This window comes from Pseudomonas iranensis (assembly GCF_014268585.2).
In the GTDB taxonomy this organism is placed as follows: Bacteria; Pseudomonadota; Gammaproteobacteria; order Pseudomonadales; family Pseudomonadaceae; genus Aquipseudomonas; species Aquipseudomonas iranensis.
The window spans coordinates 4,028,019-4,049,729 of record NZ_CP077092.1; the positions used below are offsets into that span (position 1 = coordinate 4,028,019).

Below are 21,711 nucleotides of genomic sequence, written 5' to 3' on the forward strand. Positions count from 1 at the left end.
CCCCATTTCGTTGCCCGACTGTCCGAGAACACCCCATGCAGCTCTCTTCGCTCACTGCGGTTTCCCCTGTTGACGGCCGCTACGCCGGCAAAACCCAGGCCCTGCGCCCGATTTTCAGCGAGTACGGCCTGATCCGTGCCCGCGTTCTGGTTGAAGTGCGCTGGCTCCAGCGCCTGGCCGCCCACGCTGGCATCCCTGAAGTGCCAGCCTTCTCCGCCGAGGCCAACGCCGTTCTCAACGAACTGGCTGAAAACTTCTCGCTGGAGCACGCCGAGCGCGTCAAAGAGATCGAGCGCACCACCAACCACGACGTCAAAGCGATCGAATACCTGCTCAAAGAGCAGGCGGCCAAGCTGCCGGAGCTGGCCAAGGTCAGCGAATTCATCCACTTTGCCTGCACCAGCGAAGACATCAACAACCTGTCCCACGCCTTGATGCTGCGTGAAGGCCGTGACGACGTGATGCTGCCGCTGATGCGCCAGACTGCCAACGCCATCCGCGAACTGGCCATCCGTTTCGCCGACGTGCCGATGCTGTCGCGCACCCACGGTCAGCCGGCTTCGCCGACCACTCTGGGTAAAGAGCTGGCCAACGTGGTTTACCGTCTCGAGCGCCAGATCGCTCAGGTCGCTGCCGTGCCGCTGCTGGGCAAGATCAACGGCGCCGTCGGCAACTACAACGCGCACCTGTCGGCCTACCCGCAAATCGATTGGGAAGCCAATGCCCGCGCCTTCATCGAAGACGAACTGGGCCTGGGCTTCAACCCGTACACCACGCAGATCGAACCGCACGACTACATCGCCGAGCTGTTCGACGCCATTGCGCGCTTCAACACCATCCTGATCGACTTCGACCGCGACATCTGGGGCTACATTTCCCTGGGTTATTTCAAGCAGCGCACCATCGCTGGCGAAATCGGTTCCTCGACCATGCCGCACAAGGTCAACCCGATCGACTTCGAAAACTCCGAAGGCAACCTGGGTATCGCCAACGCACTGTTCCAGCACCTGGCGAGCAAGCTGCCGATTTCCCGCTGGCAGCGCGACCTGACCGACTCCACCGTCCTGCGCAACCTCGGTGTCGGCTTCGCCCACAGCGTGATCGCTTACGAAGCCAGCCTCAAAGGCATCAGCAAACTCGAGCTCAACGAGCAGAAGATTGCCGCTGACCTCGACGCTTGCTGGGAAGTCCTGGCCGAGCCGATCCAGACCGTGATGCGTCGCTACAACATCGAAAACCCGTACGAAAAGCTGAAAGAACTGACCCGTGGCAAGGGCATCAGCCCTGAAGCGCTGCAGACTTTCATCGATGGCCTGGACATGCCAGCCGAAGCCAAAGCCGAGCTCAAGCAACTGACCCCGGCCAACTACATCGGCAACGCAGTGGCACAAGCCAAACGCATCTGATCGACCGTTTGCCCCGCTTGAGACGCCCGGCCGCGCTGGGCGTTTTTATTCCCGTCTGAAAAGTGCTTTTTTTCAATAGGTTACATATGAATTCCGATATTCCTCTTCAACTTCTGGGCGGCCTGACAGCACGCGAATTCCTGCGTGATTACTGGCAGAAAAAACCGCTGCTGATCCGTCAGGCGATTCCTGACTTCGAAAGCCCGATCGACGCCGACGAACTGGCCGGCCTGGCCCTGGAAGAAGAAGTCGAATCGCGCCTGGTCATCGAACATGGCGAGCGCCCATGGGAATTGCGTCGCGGCCCGTTCGCCGAAGACGAGTTCAGCAAATTGCCAGAGAAAGAGTGGACCCTGCTGGTGCAGGCGGTTGATCAGTTCGTGCCGGAAGTCAGCGAACTGCTGGAAAACTTCCGCTTCCTGCCGAGCTGGCGCGTCGATGACGTGATGATCAGCTTCGCCGCCCCGGGTGGCAGCGTCGGCCCGCATTTCGACAACTACGACGTGTTCCTGCTGCAGGGCCACGGCAAGCGCAACTGGAAAATCGGCCAGATGTGCGACTCCGAGAGCCCGCTGCTGCAACACGCCGACCTGCGCATCCTCGCTGAATTCCACGAAACCGAAGAATGGGTGCTGGAACCGGGCGACATGCTCTACCTGCCGCCGCGCCTGGCCCATTGCGGTGTCGCGGTCGACAACTGCATGACCTACTCGGTCGGCTTCCGCGCGCCGAGCGCCGCTGAAGTGCTGACCCACTTCACCGACTTCCTCAGCCAGTTCCTGACCGACGAAGAGCGCTACACCGATGCCGACGCCAAACCGGCGGTCGATCCGCACCAGATTCAACACGATGCACTGGATCGCCTGAAAAGCCTGCTCGCCGAGCACATGAGCGACGAGCGTCTGCTGCTGACCTGGTTCGGCCAGTACATGACCGAGCCGCGCTACCCGGAACTGGTGGTCGGCCCGGAAGACGTCGAAGAAGAAGACTTCCTCGCCGCCCTGCAGGACGGCGCCGTGCTGATCCGCAACCCGAGCGCGCGCCTGGCCTGGTCGGAAGTCGATGACGATCTGCTGCTGTTCGCCAGTGGCCAGAGCCGCTACCTGCCGGGCAAGCTGCGCGAACTGCTGAAGCTGATCTGCGCGGCTGACGCCCTGCACGCCGATAACCTCGGCGAGTGGCTGAGCGACGAAGACGGCCGCAGCCTGCTCTGCGAACTGGTCAAGCAAGGAAGCCTGGGGTTCGCCGATGAATAAAATTCGCGTTCGTGTCGCAGACTGGCAGAAGGATATCGCCGAGATCCGGCGCATTCGTGAAACGGTGTTCATCGCCGAACAATCGGTGCCACCCGAGCTTGAGTGGGACGCCGATGACGCGACCGCCGTGCATTTTCTGGCGTTCGAAGGCGACTTCCCGATCGGCACTGCGCGGTTATTGCCCGACGGCCACATCGGCCGCGTTTCAGTACTCAAAGACTGGCGCGGAATGAAGGTCGGTGATGCACTGATGCAAGCGGTCATCGCCGAAGCTGAAGCACGCGGTTTGAAGCAACAGAAGCTCAGCGCTCAGGTGCAGGCCACGGCGTTCTACGAGCGCCTGGGTTTCAGCCTGGTCAGCGAAGAGTTTCTTGAGGCCGGGATTCCGCATGTCGACATGGTTCGGCATTCGGCCTGATTCCGAGACCTCCAGATCCCTGTGGCGAGGGGATTTATCCCCGCTGGGGTGCGAAGCAGCCCCAAATCCAGCAAACTCGGTGAGTCAGTTAAATCGAGCGCGCTGGGTCGGCGACTGCTGCGCAGCCGAGCGGGGATAAATCCCCTCACCACAAAAGGCCGCAAGCACACCACAAAACGCCCCGCCATCCACCGATGCCGGGGCGTTTTGCTGTCTACGATTCAACTTGCCCCACCCCAGGCCGACAAACTGGCAATATCAAGCCTTTCGAACGCGGAGATAACGGACATGTCCCTACGCACCCTGCTCACCACCCTGCTGCTCGGCTGCAGTTTTTCGGTGCTGGCAGCCACAGAAATCGTCCCCCTCAAATACCACACCAGCGCTGACATGTTGCCAGTGGCGCAGGATTTCATCGGCCAGGACGGTCAGGTCAGCGCTTACGGCAATCAGCTGATCGTCAAGGCCGAGCCGGGCAAGATTCAGGAGCTGAAGGATCTGCTGGCGCAACTTGATACCGCGCCGAAGCGCTTGCTGATCACCGTCGACACCAACGAAAACAATGGCCGTGGCGACGAAGGTTATTCAGTCAACGGCGCTCAGCCGAGCCAGACCCGGACCATCAGCCGCAGCACTACCAGCCGCAACGGCGGCGTTCAGCAAGTGCAGACCAGTGAAGGCACTCCGGCGCTGATTCAGGTTGGCCAGAGCGTGCCGATCACTAACACCCAGAGCGATTCCTACGGCGGTTACAGCAGCGAGACCCAATACCGCAACGTCACCCAGGGTTTCTACGTCACCGCCAGCGTCACCGGCGAGACCGTTCATCTGGCGATCAGTACCAACCGTGACCGCATGAGCCAGGAACGTCCCGATGTAGTGAACGTGCAAAGCACCGACACAACCGTCACCGGGCGCCTCGGTGAGTGGATCACCCTGGCGGGCGTCAACAGCCAGACTCAGGCCGATAAACAGGGCCTGACCCGCAGCTACTCGACTCAAGGCCGCGATGACATGACCTTGCGGGTGAAAGTCGACACACTGGACTAAAGCACCGAAAACTGACTGATTAGTCGTATTAGACGAAAGATGTAGTGCCTTGAAAAAAGCACTACAAAACGTTTGACGAGGCCAAAAAGCGAAGGCATGATGGCCTCGCTCCCGCTAATCAGAGGCCCTGGCAAGGGCCTTCGAAGCGCCGCTCGCACCTACCCCGCGAGCCGTTTCGTGTCTGTACCGCCCACAAGGTGTGTTTGACGAGGTTGCCGACTGGAACGAAGTTGTCCCGAGGGACGGAAGCGTATTTAGGTAACCCGGCTTCACGCTGCAGACCGTATAAAGGCCCACGACGCCGGAATGCGCCCGCACCGCGCCACTACCTGCTCACTTCCCCTCGAGCCCATCGTTCATCCCGTCGCCTACCCCGCCGAATCCGACTTGACCACCTAAGCTTCTGGTCAGCGAGCGCAGGAATTTTCCACCGCAGAACAACTTTTCATAAAAGACGCGACGAGGTTTATCTCCATGGCACTGACACGCGAACAGCAAATTGCAGCCCTCGAAAAAGACTGGGCCGAGAACCCGCGCTGGAAAGGCGTGACTCGCACTTACTCCGCTGCCGACGTGGTCCGCCTGCGTGGCTCGGTTCAGCCAGAGCACACCTTCGCGAAGATGGGCGCCGAGAAGCTGTGGAACCTGGTCACCCAGGGTGCCAAGCCGTCCTTCCGTCCAGAGAAAGATTTCGTCAACTGCATGGGCGCCCTGACTGGCGGCCAGGCTGTTCAGCAGGTTAAAGCAGGTATCCAGGCGATCTACCTGTCCGGCTGGCAGGTTGCTGCGGACAACAACTCCGCAGAATCGATGTACCCGGACCAGTCGCTGTACCCGGTGGACTCCGTACCAACCGTGGTCAAGCGCATCAACAACTCGTTCCGTCGTGCCGACCAGATCCAGTGGAAAGCCGGCAAGAACCCGGGCGACGACGGCTACATCGACTACTTCGCGCCAATCGTGGCCGACGCTGAAGCCGGTTTCGGCGGCGTACTCAACGCCTACGAGCTGATGAAGAGCATGATCGAAGCAGGCGCCGCTGGCGTTCACTTCGAAGACCAACTGGCTTCGGTGAAGAAATGCGGCCACATGGGCGGCAAGGTTCTGGTGCCAACCCAGGAAGCTGTACAGAAGCTGACCGCTGCCCGTCTGGCCGCTGACGTTGCCGGCACGCCGACCATCATCCTGGCCCGCACCGACGCCAACGCGGCTGACCTGCTGACTTCCGACTGCGACCCGTACGATCAGCCATTCGTAACCGGCGAGCGTACTCAGGAAGGTTTCTACAAGGTACGTGCCGGCCTGGATCAAGCGATCGCCCGTGGCCTGGCTTACGCACCGTACGCCGACCTGATCTGGTGCGAAACCGCCAAACCGGATCTGGAAGAAGCCCGTCGCTTCGCTGAAGCGATCAAGAAGGAATACCCGGACCAGCTGCTGTCGTACAACTGCTCGCCTTCCTTCAACTGGAAGAAGAACCTGGACGACGCGACCATCGCCAAGTTCCAGCGCGAACTGTCCGCCATGGGCTACAAGCACCAGTTCATCACCCTGGCCGGCATTCACAACATGTGGCACAGCATGTTCAACCTGGCGCACGACTACGCCCGCAACGACATGACCGCCTACGTGAAGCTGCAAGAGCAGGAATTCGCTGACGCCGCCAAGGGCTACACCTTCGTTGCGCACCAGCAGGAAGTGGGCACTGGCTACTTCGACGACATGACCACCGTGATTCAAGGTGGCTCGTCTTCGGTTACCGCACTGACCGGTTCGACTGAAGAAGAACAGTTCCACTGATTCGGCTACACCTGAGCAAACGGCCTTTGCGGGTCGGATAAAAAGCTAACCGCAAAGCCGCAAGACTGACGCCCCGACTGGATCGGGGCGTTTTTTTGCCTGTTGGAATCTCAAAGACACTACAAATCCCCTGTGGGAGCGAGCCTGCTCGCGAAGGCGATAAGTCAGCTTGCACATCTGGAGGCTGATCCCTCGCTTTCGCGAGCAGGCTCGCTCCCACAGGGCTACCGTCAGCCGCGAGAAGAAACATTGATCTGAAGCGCTACAAGCGTCAGAAATTTCCGTTAAAACGGTAGGCTTCGCTACTTGCAGTAACGCGCAAGTAAGACAACTTCCCAGCCACTCACTCGTTAAACAGTTACAAAACCGCGCCAAACGATATTAATTATCATTTAGCTGCAACTATGTTCGTTGCAAACTCTACAAAACATAATTGATGGAAACCCGGCTAATGCCCGCAACGCATGGGCCGCAGCGCCTTCAGGAGGCGCTATGTCCTTAATCCGGTAAATAATTTCGCCTTTGGAATTTTACTTGCCGGGTGTTTAGCCATAAAATCAGCCCGATTGATTGCTGCGACATATCGTCACTGCCTTATTTCTTTATCAAGCTCAGAGACCTTTGCTCTCTGTTAAGGATTACCAGCATGCCCGAAGCGACAGGACTCATGGCCCACAACTGGGGCTTTGCCATTTTCCTTCTGGGTGTCGTCGGCCTGTGTGCCTTCATGCTTGGCGTCTCCAGCCTCCTTGGGTCAAAAGCCTGGGGTCGCAGCAAAAACGAACCGTTCGAGTCGGGCATGCTACCTACCGGTGGCGCCCGCTTGCGGCTCTCAGCCAAATTCTATCTGGTCGCGATGCTGTTCGTGATCTTCGATATCGAAGCCCTCTTTCTCTTTGCATGGTCTGTGTCCGTCCGCGAAAGCGGCTGGACCGGATTCGTCGAAGCTCTCGTTTTCATAGCAATTCTGTTGGCAGGTCTTGTCTACCTGTTCCGAGTGGGCGCCCTTGACTGGGCTCCGGAAGCTCGTCGCAAGCGGCAGGCGAAGCTGAAACAATGAGGCTTTGGCAATGCAATACAATCTCACCAGGATCGACCCCGATGCTCCTAACGAGCAGTATCCGATTGGCCAGCGGGAAACCGTTGCCGATCCGTTAGAAGATCAAGTCCACAAAAACATTTTCATGGGCAAGCTGGAAGACGTGCTGAGTGGCGCGGTCAACTGGGGGCGTAAGAACTCCCTGTGGCCGTACAACTTCGGCCTGTCGTGCTGCTACGTGGAAATGACCACCGCCTTCACGGCGCCCCACGACATCGCGCGCTTTGGCGCCGAAGTGATCCGGGCCTCGCCGCGTCAGGCCGACTTCATGGTTATCGCCGGTACCTGCTTCATCAAGATGGCGCCGATCATCCAGCGTCTCTACGAGCAAATGCTCGAACCGAAATGGGTTATCTCCATGGGTTCGTGCGCCAACTCCGGCGGCATGTACGACATCTACTCCGTGGTTCAAGGGGTGGACAAGTTCCTGCCCGTGGACGTCTACGTACCTGGCTGCCCGCCCCGTCCGGAAGCATTTCTGCAAGGCTTGATGCTGTTGCAGGAATCGATTGGACAGGAGCGTCGTCCGCTTTCCTGGGTCGTTGGTGATCAAGGCGTGTACCGCGCCGACATGCCATCGCAGAAGGAACAGCGCCGCGAACAGCGAATCGCAGTCACCAATCTGCGCAGCCCTGACGAAGTCTGATCCAGTTCTGTTCCAAGTAACGAGAAGCTGGCTTCATTCTTTACGTTGACCGAAAGCGAAAAAATAACCATGACTACAGGCAGTGCTCTGTACATCCCGCCTTACAAGGCAGACGACCAGGATGTGGTCGTCGAACTGAACAACCGTTTTGGCGCCGAAGCGTTCACCGCGCAGGCAACCCGCACCGGCATGCCGGTGCTGTGGGTGGCCCGTGCCAAACTGGTTGAAGTCCTGACTTTCCTGCGCAACCTGCCCAAGCCGTACGTCATGCTCTATGACCTGCACGGCGTGGACGAGCGTCTGCGCACCAAGCGTCAAGGGCTGCCGACCGGCGCCGATTTCACCGTGTTCTATCACCTCATGTCGCTGGAGCGTAATAGTGACGTGATGATCAAGGTGGCCTTGTCCGAAGGCGACCTCAGCATGCCTTCCGTCACCAGCATCTGGCCGAACGCCAACTGGTACGAGCGCGAAGTCTGGGACATGTTCGGCATCGACTTCAAAGGCCACCCGCACCTGTCGCGCATCATGATGCCGCCGACCTGGGAAGGTCACCCGCTGCGCAAGGACTTCCCGGCGCGCGCCACCGAATTCGATCCGTACAGCCTCAACCTCGCCAAGCAGCAATTGGAAGAGGAAGCCGCGCGTTTCCGTCCGGAAGACTGGGGCATGAAGCGTTCCGGTGCCAACGAGGACTACATGTTCCTCAACCTCGGCCCGAACCACCCTTCGGCGCACGGTGCGTTCCGCATCATCCTGCAGCTGGACGGCGAAGAGATCGTCGATTGCGTCCCGGACATCGGTTACCACCACCGTGGCGCCGAGAAGATGGGCGAGCGCCAGTCCTGGCACAGCTACATTCCGTACACTGACCGCATCGACTACCTCGGCGGCGTGATGAACAACCTGCCGTACGTGCTCTCGGTCGAGAAGCTTGCCGGCATCAAAGTGCCGCAGAAGGTCGACGTCATCCGCATCATGATGGCCGAGTTCTTCCGGATCACCAGTCACCTGCTGTTCCTCGGTACCTACATCCAGGACGTCGGCGCCATGACCCCGGTGTTCTTCACCTTCACCGACCGCCAGAAGGCGTACACGGTGATCGAGGCGATTACCGGTTTCCGTCTGCACCCGGCCTGGTACCGCATCGGCGGCGTCGCCCACGACCTGCCGCGCGGCTGGGAAAAACTGGTCAAGGACTTCGTCGAGTGGATGCCCAAGCGTCTGGACGAATACACCAAGGCTGCCTTGCAGAACAGCATCCTCAAGGGTCGTACCATCGGCGTTGCCGCCTACAACACCAAAGAAGCCCTGGAATGGGGCGTCACCGGTGCCGGCCTGCGCTCGACCGGTTGCGATTTCGACCTGCGTAAAGCGCGTCCGTACTCGGGCTACGAGAACTTCGAATTCGAAGTGCCGCTCGCCGTCAACGGCGATGCGTACGACCGCTGCATGGTTCGCGTCGAAGAGATGCGCCAGAGCATCAAGATCATCGACCAGTGCATGCGCAACATGCCGGAAGGCCCGTACAAGGCGGATCACCCGCTGACCACGCCGCCGCCGAAAGAGCGCACGCTGCAGCACATCGAAACCCTGATCACGCACTTCCTGCAGGTTTCGTGGGGCCCGGTCATGCCGGCCAACGAATCCTTCCAGATGATCGAAGCGACCAAGGGCATCAACAGTTATTACCTGACGAGCGACGGCGGCACCATGAGCTACCGTACCCGGATCCGTACTCCGAGCTTCCCGCATCTGCAACAGATCCCTTCGGTGATCAAAGGCAGCATGGTCGCGGACTTGATTGCGTACCTGGGTAGTATCGACTTCGTTATGGCCGACGTGGACCGCTAAGCATGAACAGCACGCTTATCCAGACAGACCGTTTCACCTTGAGTGAAACCGAGCGCTCGGCCATCGAGCACGAGCTGCATCACTACGAAGACCCGCGCGCGGCGTCGATCGAAGCTCTGAAGATCGTACAGAAAGAACGCGGCTGGGTGCCGGATGGCGCCCTCTATGCGATCGGCGAGATCCTCGGCATCCCGGCCAGCGACGTTGAAGGCGTGGCGACGTTCTACAGCCAGATCTTCCGTCAACCGGTCGGCCGCCACATCATTCGCGTCTGCGACAGCATGGTCTGCTACATCGGCGGCCACGAGTCGGTGGTCAGCGAAATCCAGAACAATCTGGGCATCGGCCTGGGTCAGACCACCGCCGACGGTCGTTTCACCCTGCTGCCTGTCTGCTGCCTCGGCAACTGCGACAAGGCACCGGCGCTGATGATCGACGACGACACCTTTGGCGACGTGCAGCCTGCTGGCGTGGCCAAACTGCTCGAGGGCTACGTATGACCCTGACATCTTTTGGTCCAGCCAACCGCATCCAGCGTTCGGCCGAGACACACCCGCTGACCTGGCGTCTGCGTGATGACGGCGAAGCCGTGTGGCTCGACGAATACCAGGCCAAGAACGGTTACGCCGCTGCACGCAAAGCCTTCGCCGAGATGGATCAGGACGCGATCGTCCAGACCGTGAAAGACGCTGGCCTCAAGGGTCGCGGCGGCGCCGGCTTCCCCACTGGCGTGAAGTGGGGCCTGATGCCCAAGGACGAATCCATCAACATCCGCTACCTGCTGTGCAACGCGGATGAAATGGAGCCGAACACCTGGAAAGACCGCATGCTGATGGAGCAACTGCCCCATCTGCTGATCGAAGGCATGCTGATCAGTGCCCGTGCGCTGAAAACCTACCGTGGCTACATCTTCCTGCGCGGCGAATACACCACCGCCGCCAGGCACCTCAACCGTGCCGTGGAAGAAGCCAAGGCTGCTGGCCTTTTGGGTAAAAACATTCTGGGCAGCGGCTTCGATTTCGAGCTGTTCGTCCACACCGGCGCCGGGCGTTACATCTGCGGTGAAGAAACCGCGCTGATCAACTCCCTCGAAGGCCGCCGCGCCAACCCGCGCTCCAAGCCGCCCTTCCCTGCCGCCGTCGGCGTGTGGGGCAAGCCGACCTGTGTGAACAACGTCGAAACCCTGTGCAACGTGCCGGCGATCATTGCCGACGGCGTTGACTGGTACAAATCGTTGGCCCGCGAAGGTTCCGAAGACATGGGCACCAAGCTCATGGGCTTCTCCGGCAAGGTCAAGAACCCGGGCCTGTGGGAACTGCCGTTCGGCGTCACCGGTCGCGAGCTGTTCGAAGACTACGCCGGCGGCATGCGCGACGGCTTCAAGCTCAAGGCCTGGCAGCCAGGGGGCGCCGGTACCGGTTTCCTCCTGCCCGAGCACCTCGACGCACAAATGTACGCCGGCGGCATCGCAAAAGTGGGCACCCGTATGGGTACCGGTCTGGCGATGGCGGTGGATGACAGCGTCAACATGGTCTCGCTGCTGCGCAACATGGAGCAGTTCTTCGCGCGCGAATCCTGCGGTTTCTGCACCCCGTGCCGTGATGGTCTGCCATGGAGCGTCAAGCTGCTGATGGCCATCGAACAGGGCAAGGGCCAGCCGGGCGACATCGAGACCCTGCTGGGTCTGGTCGGTTTCCTCGGCCCGGGCAAGACCTTCTGTGCTCACGCACCGGGTGCCGTGGAGCCGCTGGGCAGCGCCATCAAATACTTCCGTCCAGAGTTCGAAGCCGGTATCGCGCCTGTCAGCGCCGCCGTCCCGCCTCTGGCAAGGCCGATCGTAGTCGGCACGTAAACGCTTAAAAAGGCGAAGGGTCCGTGCCCTTCGCCTTTCGTCCGATGACGCCCTCCGGGGCTGTTTGGATTCGGACGCATAACAAGATTCCATTAGCCACGCCCGCTGACACCGGGCCAACGAAGACCTTTGAACCATGGCCACTATCCACGTAGACGGCAAAGCGCTCGAAGTCGACGGGGCAGACAACCTGTTACAGGCATGTCTGTCGCTGGGCCTCGACATTCCATATTTCTGCTGGCACCCCGCGCTTGGTAGCGTCGGGGCCTGCCGCCAGTGCGCGGTCAAGCAGTACACCGACGAGAACGACACCCGTGGTCGTATCGTCATGTCCTGCATGACCCCCGCCACCGACAACACCTGGATCTCCATCGACGATGAAGAATCCAAGGCGTTCCGCGCCAGTGTTGTCGAATGGCTGATGACCAACCACCCGCACGACTGCCCGGTGTGCGAGGAAGGCGGTCACTGCCACTTGCAAGACATGACAGTGATGACCGGCCACAACGAGCGCCGTTATCGCTTCAGCAAACGCACCCACCAGAACCAGCAACTCGGCCCGTTCATTTCCCACGAAATGAACCGCTGCATCGCTTGCTACCGCTGCGTGCGTTTCTACAAGGACTACGCCGGCGGCACCGACCTCGGTGTGTTTGGCGCCCACGACAACGTGTACTTCGGTCGCGTTGAAGACGGCACCCTCGAAAGCGAGTTCTCCGGCAACCTCACCGAGGTCTGCCCGACCGGTGTGTTCACCGACAAGACTCACTCCGAGCGCTACAACCGCAAGTGGGACATGCAGTTCGCGCCAAGCATCTGCCATGGCTGCTCGAGCGGTTGCAACATTTCCCCGGGCGAGCGTTACGGTGAACTGCGTCGCATCGAAAACCGCTTCAACGGTTCGGTGAACCAGTACTTCCTCTGCGACCGTGGCCGTTTCGGTTATGGCTACGTCAACCGCACCGACCGTCCACGTCAGCCGCTGCTGGCCGACGGCACCAAGCTGAGCCTTGACGCTGCGCTGGACAAAGCCGCCGACCTGCTGCGCGGGCGCAACATCGTCGGCATCGGTTCGCCGCGTGCCAGCCTCGAAAGCAACTACGCGTTGCGCGAGCTGGTCGGCGCCGAGCATTTCTACTCGGGCATTGAGGCTTCCGAGCTGGAGCGCATCCGTCTGGTCCTGCAGGTGCTGAACGACAGCCCGCTGCCAGTGCCGAACATGCGCGACATCGAAGACCACGACGCGATTTTCGTCCTCGGCGAAGACCTGACCCAGACCGCTGCGCGTATGGCGCTGGCCCTGCGTCAGTCGGTCAAGGGCAAGGCTGAAGACATGGCCGAAGCCATGCGCGTACAGCCTTGGCTCGACGCGGCGGTGAAGAACATCGGCCAGCACGCGCTGAACCCGTTGTTCATCGCCAGCCTCGCCGAAACCAAGCTCGACGACGTTGCCGAAGAGTGCGTGCACGCCGCTCCGGATGATCTGGCGCGCATCGGTTTTGCCGTTGCTCACGCACTGGATGCCAGCGCCCCGGCCGTTGAAGGTCTGGACGCCGAAGCCCTGGAACTGGCGCAGCGCATCGCCGATGCCCTGCTCGCCGCCAAGCGTCCGCTGATCATCGCCGGTACTTCGCTGGGCTCCAAAGCCCTGATCGAAGCTGCCGCGAACATCGCCAAGGCCCTTAAGCTGCGCGAGAAGAACGGTTCGATCAGCCTGATCGTGCCGGAAGCCAACAGCCTCGGTCTGGCCATGCTCGGTGGCGAATCGGTCGACGCCGCGCTGCAAGCGGTCATCGATGGCAAGGCCGACGCTATCGTCGTGCTGGAAAACGATCTGTACACCCGCACTGCCAACGCCAAGGTCGATGCTGCGCTGAACGCTGCAAAAGTGGTGATCGTTGCTGACCATCAGAAAACCGCCACCACTGATCGCGCGCACCTGGTTCTGCCAGCGGCGAGCTTCGCCGAGGGCGACGGTACGCTGGTCAGCCAGGAAGGCCGCGCCCAGCGCTTCTTCCAGGTTTTCGATCCGCAATACATGGATGCGAGCATTCTGGTGCACGAAGGCTGGCGCTGGCTGCACGCCCTGCGCGCGACCCTGCTGAACCAGCCGATCGACTGGACGCAACTCGACCATGTCACCGCCGCCGTTGCCTCGAGCACTGCGCAACTGGCACGTATCGTCGATGCTGCACCGTCGGCGGCTTTCCGCATCAAGGGTCTGAAACTGGCCCGTGAGCCGCTGCGTTATTCCGGTCGCACCGCCATGCGCGCCGATATCAGCGTTCACGAACCACGCACCCCGCAAGACCAGGACACCGCGTTCGCCTTCTCCATGGAAGGTTACTCGGGCTCCGCCGAACCTCGTCAGCAGGTGCCATTCGCATGGTCGCCGGGCTGGAACTCGCCACAAGCATGGAACAAGTTCCAGGACGAAGTCGGTGGTCATCTGCGCGCTGGCGACCCGGGCACACGCCTGATCGAAAGCACCGGTGATTCGCTGAACTGGTTCGCCGCTGCGCCGCGTGCGTTCAACCCGGCGCCGGGTACCTGGCAAGCCGTGCCGTTCTTCCACCTGTTCGGCAGTGAAGAAAACTCTTCGAAAGCCGCCCCGGTACAGGAACGCATTCCGGCACCTTACGTCGCGCTGGCGAAATCCGAAGCGGACCGCCTCGGCGTCAACGACGGTGCCCTGCTGAGCCTGAACGTGGCCGGTCAGACATTGCGTCTGCCGCTGCGCATCAATGAAGAACTGGGCGCCGGTCTGGTGGCATTGCCTGCGGGCATCGCCGGCATTCCACCGGCATTCGCCGGCGTGTCCGTCGACGGTCTGCAGGAGGCAGCGCAATGACCTGGTTCACCCCTGAAGTGATCGATGTGATCCTGACGGTCATCAAAGCCATCGTGATCCTGCTGGCCGTAGTGGTTGCAGGCGCCTTGCTCAGCTTTGTCGAACGTCGCCTGCTGGGCTGGTGGCAGGACCGTTACGGTCCGAACCGCGTTGGCCCGTTCGGCATGTTCCAGATCGCCGCCGACATGCTGAAGATGTTCTTCAAGGAAGACTGGACGCCGCCGTTTGCCGACAAGGTGATCTTCACCCTGGCGCCGGTGGTGGCCATGTCCGCCCTGCTGATCGCCTTTGCGATCATCCCGATCACCCCGACCTGGGGCGTGGCGGATCTGAACATCGGCCTGCTGTTCTTCTTCGCCATGGCCGGTCTGTCGGTCTACGCGGTGCTGTTCGCCGGCTGGTCGAGCAACAACAAGTTCGCCCTGCTCGGCAGCTTGCGTGCCTCGGCGCAGACCGTGTCCTACGAAGTGTTCATGGGCCTGGCCCTGATGGGCATCGTGGTTCAGGTCGGCTCGTTCAACATGCGCGACATCGTCGAGTACCAGGCGCAGAACCTGTGGTTCATCATTCCGCAGTTCTTCGGCTTCTGTACCTTCTTCATCGCTGGCGTCGCCGTGACTCACCGTCACCCGTTCGACCAGCCGGAAGCGGAACAGGAACTGGCCGACGGTTACCACATTGAATACGCCGGTATGAAATGGGGCATGTTCTTCGTCGGTGAATACATCGGCATCATCCTGATCTCGGCGCTGCTGGTCACCCTGTTCTTCGGTGGCTGGCATGGTCCGTTCGGCATCCTGCCGCAACTGTCCTTCGTCTGGTTCGCACTGAAGACCGCGTTCTTCATCATGCTGTTCATCCTGCTGCGCGCTTCCATCCCGCGTCCGCGTTATGACCAGGTGATGGATTTCAGCTGGAAATTCTGCCTGCCACTGACCCTGATCAATTTGCTGGTGACCGCTGCGGTTGTGTTGATGAACACGCCTGCGGTTGCGGTTCAGTGAGGATTTGACCCATGTTCAAATATATTGGCGACATCGTTAAGGGTACCGGTACCCAGTTGCGCAGCCTGGTCATGGTCTTCGGCCATGGCTTTCGCAAGCGCGACACCCTGCAATACCCCGAGGAGCAGGTCTACCTGCCGCCGCGTTACCGTGGCCGCATCGTCCTGACCCGCGACCCCGATGGCGAAGAACGCTGCGTAGCCTGCAACCTGTGCGCCGTGGCCTGCCCGGTGGGTTGCATCTCTCTGCAGAAAGCGGAAACCGAAGACGGTCGCTGGTACCCGGACTTCTTCCGGATCAACTTCTCGCGCTGCATTTTCTGCGGTCTCTGCGAGGAAGCCTGCCCGACCACCGCGATCCAGCTGACCCCGGATTTCGAGATGGCCGAGTTCAAACGTCAGGACCTGGTGTACGAGAAAGAAGATCTTTTGATCTCCGGCCCCGGCAAAAACCCTGATTACAACTTCTATCGTGTTGCAGGTATGGCAATCGCTGGCAAGCCGAAAGGCGCTGCGCAGAACGAAGCCGAACCGATCAACGTGAAGAGCTTGCTGCCTTAAGGAAGAACGATGGAATTCGCTTTCTATTTCGCATCGGGTATTGCTGTGGTGTCCACGCTGCGTGTGGTCACCAACACCAACCCTGTGCATGCCCTGCTCTACCTGATCATCTCGTTGATCGCCGTGGCCATGACCTTCTTCGCCCTCGGCGCGCCGTTCGCCGGTGTGCTGGAAGTAATCGCCTACGCCGGCGCCATCATGGTGCTGTTCGTGTTCGTGGTGATGATGCTCAACCTCGGTCCCGCCTCGGTGCAGCAGGAACGCACCTGGCTCAAGCCCGGCATCTGGGCAGGACCGGTGATTCTTGCCGCGCTGCTGCTGGCCGAACTGCTGTATGTGCTGTTCGCTCACCAGAGCGGCCAGGCCATCGGCCACACCACCGTAGACGCGAAAGCCGTGGGCATCAGCCTGTTCGGCCCGTACCTGCTGGTGGTCGAACTCGCCTCGATGCTGCTGCTCGCCGCAGCCGTCACGGCGTTCCATTTGGGCCGTAACGAGGCGAAGGAGTAAGACATGCCTGCTATCCCTCTCGAACATGGTTTAGCCGTTGCCGGCATCCTGTTCTGCCTTGGTCTGGTCGGCCTGATGGTCCGCCGCAACATTTTGTTCGTGTTGATGAGTCTGGAAGTGATGATGAACGCCTCTGCCCTGGCCTTCATCGTCGCGGGCGCCCGCTGGGCGCAGCCGGATGGACAGATCATGTTCATCCTGGTGATCAGCCTTGCAGCGGCCGAGGCCAGTATTGGTCTGGCGATCCTGCTGCAACTGTATCGCCGCTTCCACACGCTCGATATCGACGCTGCCAGTGAGATGCGCGGATGAACCTACTCTTTCTGACTTTCGTATTCCCTCTGATCGGGTTCCTGTTGCTGTCGTTCTCGCGCGGCCGCTTCTCGGAAAACCTCTCGGCGCTGATCGGTGTCGGTTCGATCGGCCTGTCGGCCATCGTCACCGCCTACGTGATCTGGCAATTCAACGTCGCACCGCCGGAGGGTGGCGTGTACACCCAGGTGCTGTGGCGCTGGATGTCGGTGGAAGGTTTCCAGCCGAACTTCGCGCTGTACCTGGATGGCCTGTCGGTGACCATGCTCGGTGTGGTCGTCGGCGTCGGCTTCCTGATCCACCTGTTCGCGTCCTGGTACATGCGTGGCGAAGACGGTTACTCGCGCTTCTTCTCGTACACCAACCTGTTCATCGCCAGCATGCTGTTCCTGATCCTCGGCGATAACCTGCTGTTCATCTACTTCGGTTGGGAAGGCGTGGGCCTGTGCTCGTACCTGTTGATCGGTTTCTACTACAGCAACCGCAACAACGGTAACGCCGCACTCAAAGCTTTCATCGTCACCCGCATCGGCGACGTGTTCATGGCCATCGGCCTGTTCATCCTGTTCCAGCAACTGGGCACGCTGAACGTCCAGGAACTGCTGGTACGTGCGCCGGAGCACTTCAAGGTCGGTGACTTCTGGATCGTTCTGGCAACCCTGATGCTGCTCGGTGGTGCTGTCGGTAAATCGGCGCAACTGCCGCTGCAAACCTGGCTCGCGGATGCGATGGCCGGTCCTACCCCGGTTTCGGCACTGATCCACGCCGCGACCATGGTCACCGCCGGTGTCTACCTGATTGCCCGTACCCACGGCCTGTTTGCGCTGGCGCCGGACATCCTGCACCTCGTCGGCATCGTCGGTGGCGTGACCCTGGTACTGGCCGGTTTTGCCGCGCTGGTACAGACCGACATCAAACGTATCCTCGCCTATTCGACCATGAGCCAGATCGGCTACATGTTCCTGGCGCTGGGCGTTGGCGCCTGGGAAGGCGCGATCTTCCACCTGATGACCCACGCCTTCTTCAAGGCCCTGCTGTTCCTTGCTTCCGGTGCGGTGATCGTTGCCTGCCACCACGAGCAGAACATCTTCAAGATGGGCGGTCTGTGGAAGAAACTGCCACTGGCCTACGCCAGCTTCATCGTCGGTGGTGCCGCGCTGGCCGCTCTGCCACTGGTTACCGCAGGCTTCTACTCCAAGGACGAAATCCTCTGGGAAGCGTTCGCCAGCGGTAACCAGGGTCTGCTTTACGCAGGTCTGGTCGGTGCGTTCATGACTTCGCTGTACACCTTCCGCCTGATCTTCATCGCGTTCCACGGTGAAGCCAAGACCGAAGCCCACGCCGGCCACGGCATTGCTCACTGGCTGCCATTGTCGGTACTGATCGTGCTGTCGACTTTCGTCGGCGCAATGATCGTGCCGCCGCTGCACGGCGTATTGCCGCAAAGCGTCGGGCATGCCGGTGGCGAAGCCAAGCACAGCCTGGAAATCGCCTCGGGCGCCATCGCCCTGGCCGGTATCCTGCTGGCAGCGCTGCTGTTCCTCGGCAAGCGTCGCTTCGTCACGGCAATCGCCAACAGCGGCATCGGCCGTTTCCTTTCGGCCTGGTGGTTCGCTGCCTGGGGCTTCGACTGGATCTACGACAAACTGTTCGTCAAGCCGTACCTTGCGATCAGCCATGTACTGCGCAAAGACCCGCTCGACCAGACCATCGGTCTGATCCCGCGTATGGCCAAGGGTGGTCACACTGCCCTGAGCCGCACCGAGACCGGTCAACTGCGTTGGTACGCCGCCTCGATGGCTGCTGGTGCCGTGCTGGTGATCGGCGCCATCGTGCTGGTAGCGGTCTGATATGAACCTTGCGAATTTGCGAAAGGAAACGAGCCCGTCATGATTCTGCCTTGGCTAATCCTGATCCCCTTCATCGGCGGCCTGCTGTGCTGGATGGGTGAGCGCTTCGGCGCTACCCTCCCGCGCTGGATTGCGCTGTTGACCATGACCCTGGAACTCGCGCTCGGCCTCTGGCTGTGGGCCCACGGTGACTATTCATTCGCACCGGCGCCGGGCGCCGATCCGACCTGGGCGCTTGAGTTCAAGCATGTCTGGATCCAGCGTTTCGGCATCAACGTGCACCTGGCCCTCGACGGCCTGTCGCTGTTGATGATTCTGCTGACCGGCCTGCTGGGTATCCTCTCGGTACTCTGCTCGTGGAAAGAGATTCAACGTCACGTTGGCTTCTTCCACCTCAACCTGATGTGGATCCTGGGCGGTGTGGTCGGCGTATTCCTCGCCCTCGACCTGTTCATGTTCTTCTTCTTCTGGGAAATGATGCTGGTGCCGATGTACTTCCTCATCGCGCTCTGGGGTCACAGTTCTTCGGACGGCAAGAAAACCCGGATCTACGCAGCGACCAAGTTCTTCATCTTCACTCAGGCGTCCGGCCTGATCATGCTGGTGGCGATCCTCGGTCTGGTGCTGGTCAACTTCAACAACACCGGCGTGATCACCTTCAACTACGCCGACCTGTTGAAAACCAAGATGTCGATGACCACCGAGTACATTCTGATGCTCGGCTTCTTCATCGCCTTCGCGGTCAAGCTGCCCGTCGTACCGTTCCACTCCTGGCTGCCTGATGCTCACGCCCAGGCACCGACTGCCGGTTCCGTCGACCTCGCCGGTATCCTGCTGAAAACTGCGGCCTACGGTCTGCTGCGTTTCGCCCTGCCGCTGTTCCCGAACGCTTCGGCCGAGTTCGCGCCGATCGCCATGACCCTCGGTCTGATCGGGATCTTCTACGGCGCGTTCCTGGCGTTCGCACAAACCGACATCAAGCGTCTGATTGCCTTCTCTTCCGTTTCCCACATGGGCTTCGTGTTGATCGGCATCTACTCCGGCAGCCAACTGGCGCTGCAAGGTGCAGTGATCCAGATGCTGGCGCACGGTCTGTCGGCAGCGGCGCTGTTTATCCTCAGCGGTCAGTTGTACGAGCGTCTGCATACGCGTGACATGCGTGAGATGGGCGGTCTGTGGTCGCGTATCGCTTACCTGCCGGCGATCAGCCTGTTCTTCGCGGCGGCGTCGCTGGGCTTGCCGGGCACCGGTAACTTTGTCGGCGAATTCCTGATCCTGATCGGCTCCTTCGCCAGCGCTCCATGGGTCACGGCGATTGCCACTTCCGGTCTGGTGTTCGGTTCGGTCTACTCGCTGATCATGATCCACCGTGCCTACTTCGGCCCGTCGAAATCCGACGCGGTGTTGCACGGCATGGATGCGCGCGAACTGATCATGGTGCTCGGTCTGGCGGTATTGCTGATTTACCTCGGCGTCTACCCGCAACCGTTCCTCGACACCTCTGCCGCCACCATGCATGGCGTGCAGCAGTGGCTCGGCACCGCCTTCTCTCAACTCGCTTCGGCCCGGTAAGAGCGCTATGGAATTCACGATTCAACACTTTATTGCGCTTGCGCCACTGTTGATCACCAGCCTCACCATTATCGTGGTGATGCTGGCAATCGCCTGGCGCCGCAACCACTCGCAGACCTTCCTGATTTCGGTGGCGGGTCTGAACCTGGCCCTGCTGTCGATCCTGCCTGCGTTGAAAGTCGCGCCTCTGGCCGTGACCCCGTTGCTGCAGATCGACGCGTTTGCCTGCCTGTACATGGCGATGATCCTGGTCGCCACCCTCGCCTGCGTCACCCTCGCCCACGCCTATCTCGGTGATGGCGGTTCGGGTTACCCGGGCAACCGCGAAGAACTGTACCTGCTGATCCTGATGGCCGCCGCCGGTGGTCTGGTGCTGGTCAGCGCGCAACACCTGGCCGGGTTGTTCATCGGTCTGGAACTGCTCTCGGTACCTGTCTACGGTCTGGTGGCTTACGCCTTCTTCAACAAGCGTTCGCTGGAAGCCGGCATCAAGTACATGGTGCTGTCGGCCGCCGGTTCCGCGTTCCTGCTGTTCGGTATGGCGCTGCTCTACGCCGACGCCGGTTCGCTGAGCTTCGTCGGCATCGGTCAGGCCCTGGCTGCAACCGGCCTGCCAAGCCCGCTGGCGCAACTGGGCCTGGGCATGATGCTGATCGGTCTGGCGTTCAAGCTGTCGCTGGTACCGTTCCACCTGTGGACGCCGGACGTCTACGAAGGTGCTCCGGCACCGGTGGCGGCGTTCCTCGCTACCGCTTCGAAGGTCGCAGTGTTTGCGGTGATGGTGCGTCTGTTCCAGCTCTCCCCTGCTGCCAGCAGTGGTGTGCTGAGCGATGTGCTGAGCGTGATCGCGGTCGCCTCGATCCTGTTCGGTAACCTGCTGGCCCTGACCCAGAGCAACCTCAAGCGTCTGCTCGGTTACTCGTCGATTGCGCACTTCGGCTATCTGCTGATCGCGCTGGTGGCGAGCAAGGGTCTGGCGGTGGAAGCCATCGGCGTCTATCTGGTCACCTACGTGATCACCAGCCTCGGCGCGTTCGGCGTGATCACCCTGATGTCGTCGCCGTACAACGGCCGCGACGCTGACGCGCTGTACGAGTACCGCGGCCTGTTCTGGCGCCGTCCGTACCTGACCGCCGTGCTGACCGTGATGATGCTGTCCCTGGCCGGCATCCCGCTGACCGCCGGCTTCATCGGCAAGTTCTACATCATCGCCAGCGGCGTCGAAACGCGTCAGTGGTGGCTGGTCGGCGCACTGGTACTGGGCAGCGCCATCGGCGTCTTCTACTACCTGCGCGTGATGGTCACCCTGTACCTGATCGAGCCTAACCTGCGTCGCCACGACGCCCAGCTGCACTGGGAACAGAAGGCAGGCGGCGTAATGCTGCTGGCCATCGCCCTGGTCGCATTCTTCCTGGGCGTGTACCCGCAACCGTTGCTGGTGCTGGTACAGCAGGCGGGTCTGGCGGGCTGATTGCTCGGCTGATCTGGCTGGAATGGAAACGGCACCTTCGGGTGCCGTTTTTTGTTTGTAGCAGAAGTCGATATCGCCGGCGTTTGTGCAAGCGTCATCGCGGGCAAGCCCGCTCCCACAGGTGTGTGTGTCGCTCATAGCATCCGGGTGCATCGCACACCCAGCAGGAGTGAACCTGCTCGCGATGGCGTCCTACAAGT

The 21,711-nt window shown here is 60.7% G+C and carries 18 protein-coding genes; all 18 read left to right on the plus strand.

Annotated elements, in window-relative coordinates; genetic code table 11:
- The first annotated feature begins 35 nt into the window (after positions 1-35).
- The 18 genes from purB (at position 36) to nuoN (ending at position 21,511) form a co-directional block, all read left to right on the plus strand.
- Positions 36-1,406: an adenylosuccinate lyase gene (purB, locus tag HU724_RS18025; protein WP_003223822.1), complete on the plus strand. Its 1,371-nt coding sequence runs from the start codon at positions 36-38 to the stop codon at positions 1,404-1,406.
- A gap of 86 nt (positions 1,407-1,492) precedes the next feature.
- Positions 1,493-2,662, plus strand: a complete 1,170-nt coding sequence (locus HU724_RS18030) for a ribosomal protein uL16 3-hydroxylase (protein WP_016775274.1) — start codon at positions 1,493-1,495, stop codon at positions 2,660-2,662.
- Complete coding sequence (locus HU724_RS18035) at positions 2,655-3,080, plus strand: GNAT family N-acetyltransferase (RefSeq protein ID WP_016775275.1); 426 nt, start codon at positions 2,655-2,657, stop codon at positions 3,078-3,080. The genes HU724_RS18030 and HU724_RS18035 overlap by 8 nt, the downstream gene beginning before the upstream one ends.
- Before the next feature lie 288 nt (positions 3,081-3,368).
- On the plus strand, positions 3,369-4,130 hold the full coding sequence (locus HU724_RS18040) for a secretin N-terminal domain-containing protein (RefSeq protein WP_186566398.1): 762 nt from the start codon (positions 3,369-3,371) through the stop codon (positions 4,128-4,130).
- Positions 4,131-4,604: 474 nt separating this feature from the next.
- Positions 4,605-5,930 (plus strand): isocitrate lyase, encoded by a 1,326-nt coding sequence (aceA, locus tag HU724_RS18045; RefSeq protein ID WP_016775277.1) that lies wholly within the window; start codon positions 4,605-4,607, stop codon positions 5,928-5,930.
- A gap of 646 nt (positions 5,931-6,576) precedes the next feature.
- On the plus strand, positions 6,577-6,990 hold the full coding sequence (locus HU724_RS18050) for an NADH-quinone oxidoreductase subunit A (RefSeq protein ID WP_003223812.1): 414 nt from the start codon (positions 6,577-6,579) through the stop codon (positions 6,988-6,990).
- Positions 6,991-7,000: 10 nt separating this feature from the next.
- Entirely contained in the window at positions 7,001-7,675 is a 675-nt protein-coding gene (locus tag HU724_RS18055) for a NuoB/complex I 20 kDa subunit family protein (RefSeq protein ID WP_016775278.1), read from the plus strand.
- 69 nt (positions 7,676-7,744) lie between these two features.
- Complete coding sequence (gene nuoC / locus HU724_RS18060; protein ID WP_122612132.1) at positions 7,745-9,529, plus strand: NADH-quinone oxidoreductase subunit C/D; 1,785 nt, start codon at positions 7,745-7,747, stop codon at positions 9,527-9,529.
- Positions 9,530-9,531: 2 nt separating this feature from the next.
- Positions 9,532-10,029 carry an NADH-quinone oxidoreductase subunit NuoE gene (nuoE, locus tag HU724_RS18065; protein WP_003223804.1) on the plus strand — a complete coding sequence of 166 codons (498 nt, stop codon included), beginning with the start codon at positions 9,532-9,534 and terminating at the stop codon, positions 10,027-10,029.
- A complete protein-coding gene (gene nuoF / locus HU724_RS18070; RefSeq protein ID WP_186566396.1) occupies positions 10,026-11,381 on the plus strand; it encodes an NADH-quinone oxidoreductase subunit NuoF in 1,356 nt (451 codons plus the stop codon). The genes nuoE and nuoF overlap by 4 nt, the downstream gene beginning before the upstream one ends.
- Positions 11,382-11,517: 136 nt before the next feature.
- Entirely contained in the window at positions 11,518-14,232 is a 2,715-nt protein-coding gene (gene nuoG, locus HU724_RS18075; RefSeq protein WP_186566394.1) for an NADH-quinone oxidoreductase subunit NuoG, read from the plus strand.
- Positions 14,229-15,236, plus strand: coding sequence for an NADH-quinone oxidoreductase subunit NuoH (nuoH, locus tag HU724_RS18080; protein ID WP_016775282.1), 1,008 nt, complete (start codon positions 14,229-14,231; stop codon positions 15,234-15,236). The genes nuoG and nuoH overlap by 4 nt, the downstream gene beginning before the upstream one ends.
- Before the next feature lie 11 nt (positions 15,237-15,247).
- A complete protein-coding gene (nuoI, locus tag HU724_RS18085; RefSeq protein WP_016775283.1) occupies positions 15,248-15,796 on the plus strand; it encodes an NADH-quinone oxidoreductase subunit NuoI in 549 nt (182 codons plus the stop codon).
- Between the two features lie 9 nt (positions 15,797-15,805).
- On the plus strand, positions 15,806-16,306 hold the full coding sequence (nuoJ, locus tag HU724_RS18090) for an NADH-quinone oxidoreductase subunit J (protein ID WP_007951462.1): 501 nt from the start codon (positions 15,806-15,808) through the stop codon (positions 16,304-16,306).
- Between the two features lie 3 nt (positions 16,307-16,309).
- Positions 16,310-16,618, plus strand: coding sequence for an NADH-quinone oxidoreductase subunit NuoK (gene nuoK / locus HU724_RS18095; RefSeq protein WP_003180046.1), 309 nt, complete (start codon positions 16,310-16,312; stop codon positions 16,616-16,618).
- Positions 16,615-18,468, plus strand: coding sequence for an NADH-quinone oxidoreductase subunit L (nuoL, locus tag HU724_RS18100; protein WP_024013419.1), 1,854 nt, complete (start codon positions 16,615-16,617; stop codon positions 18,466-18,468). The genes nuoK and nuoL overlap by 4 nt, the downstream gene beginning before the upstream one ends.
- A gap of 39 nt (positions 18,469-18,507) precedes the next feature.
- The gene (gene nuoM, locus HU724_RS18105; RefSeq protein WP_016775285.1) at positions 18,508-20,040 is read left to right on the plus strand and encodes an NADH-quinone oxidoreductase subunit M; all 1,533 of its coding nucleotides are present in this window, start codon (positions 18,508-18,510) and stop codon (positions 20,038-20,040) included.
- 7 nt (positions 20,041-20,047) lie between these two features.
- A complete protein-coding gene (gene nuoN, locus HU724_RS18110; RefSeq protein ID WP_024013420.1) occupies positions 20,048-21,511 on the plus strand; it encodes an NADH-quinone oxidoreductase subunit NuoN in 1,464 nt (487 codons plus the stop codon).
- The last annotated feature ends 200 nt before the right edge of the window (positions 21,512-21,711 follow it).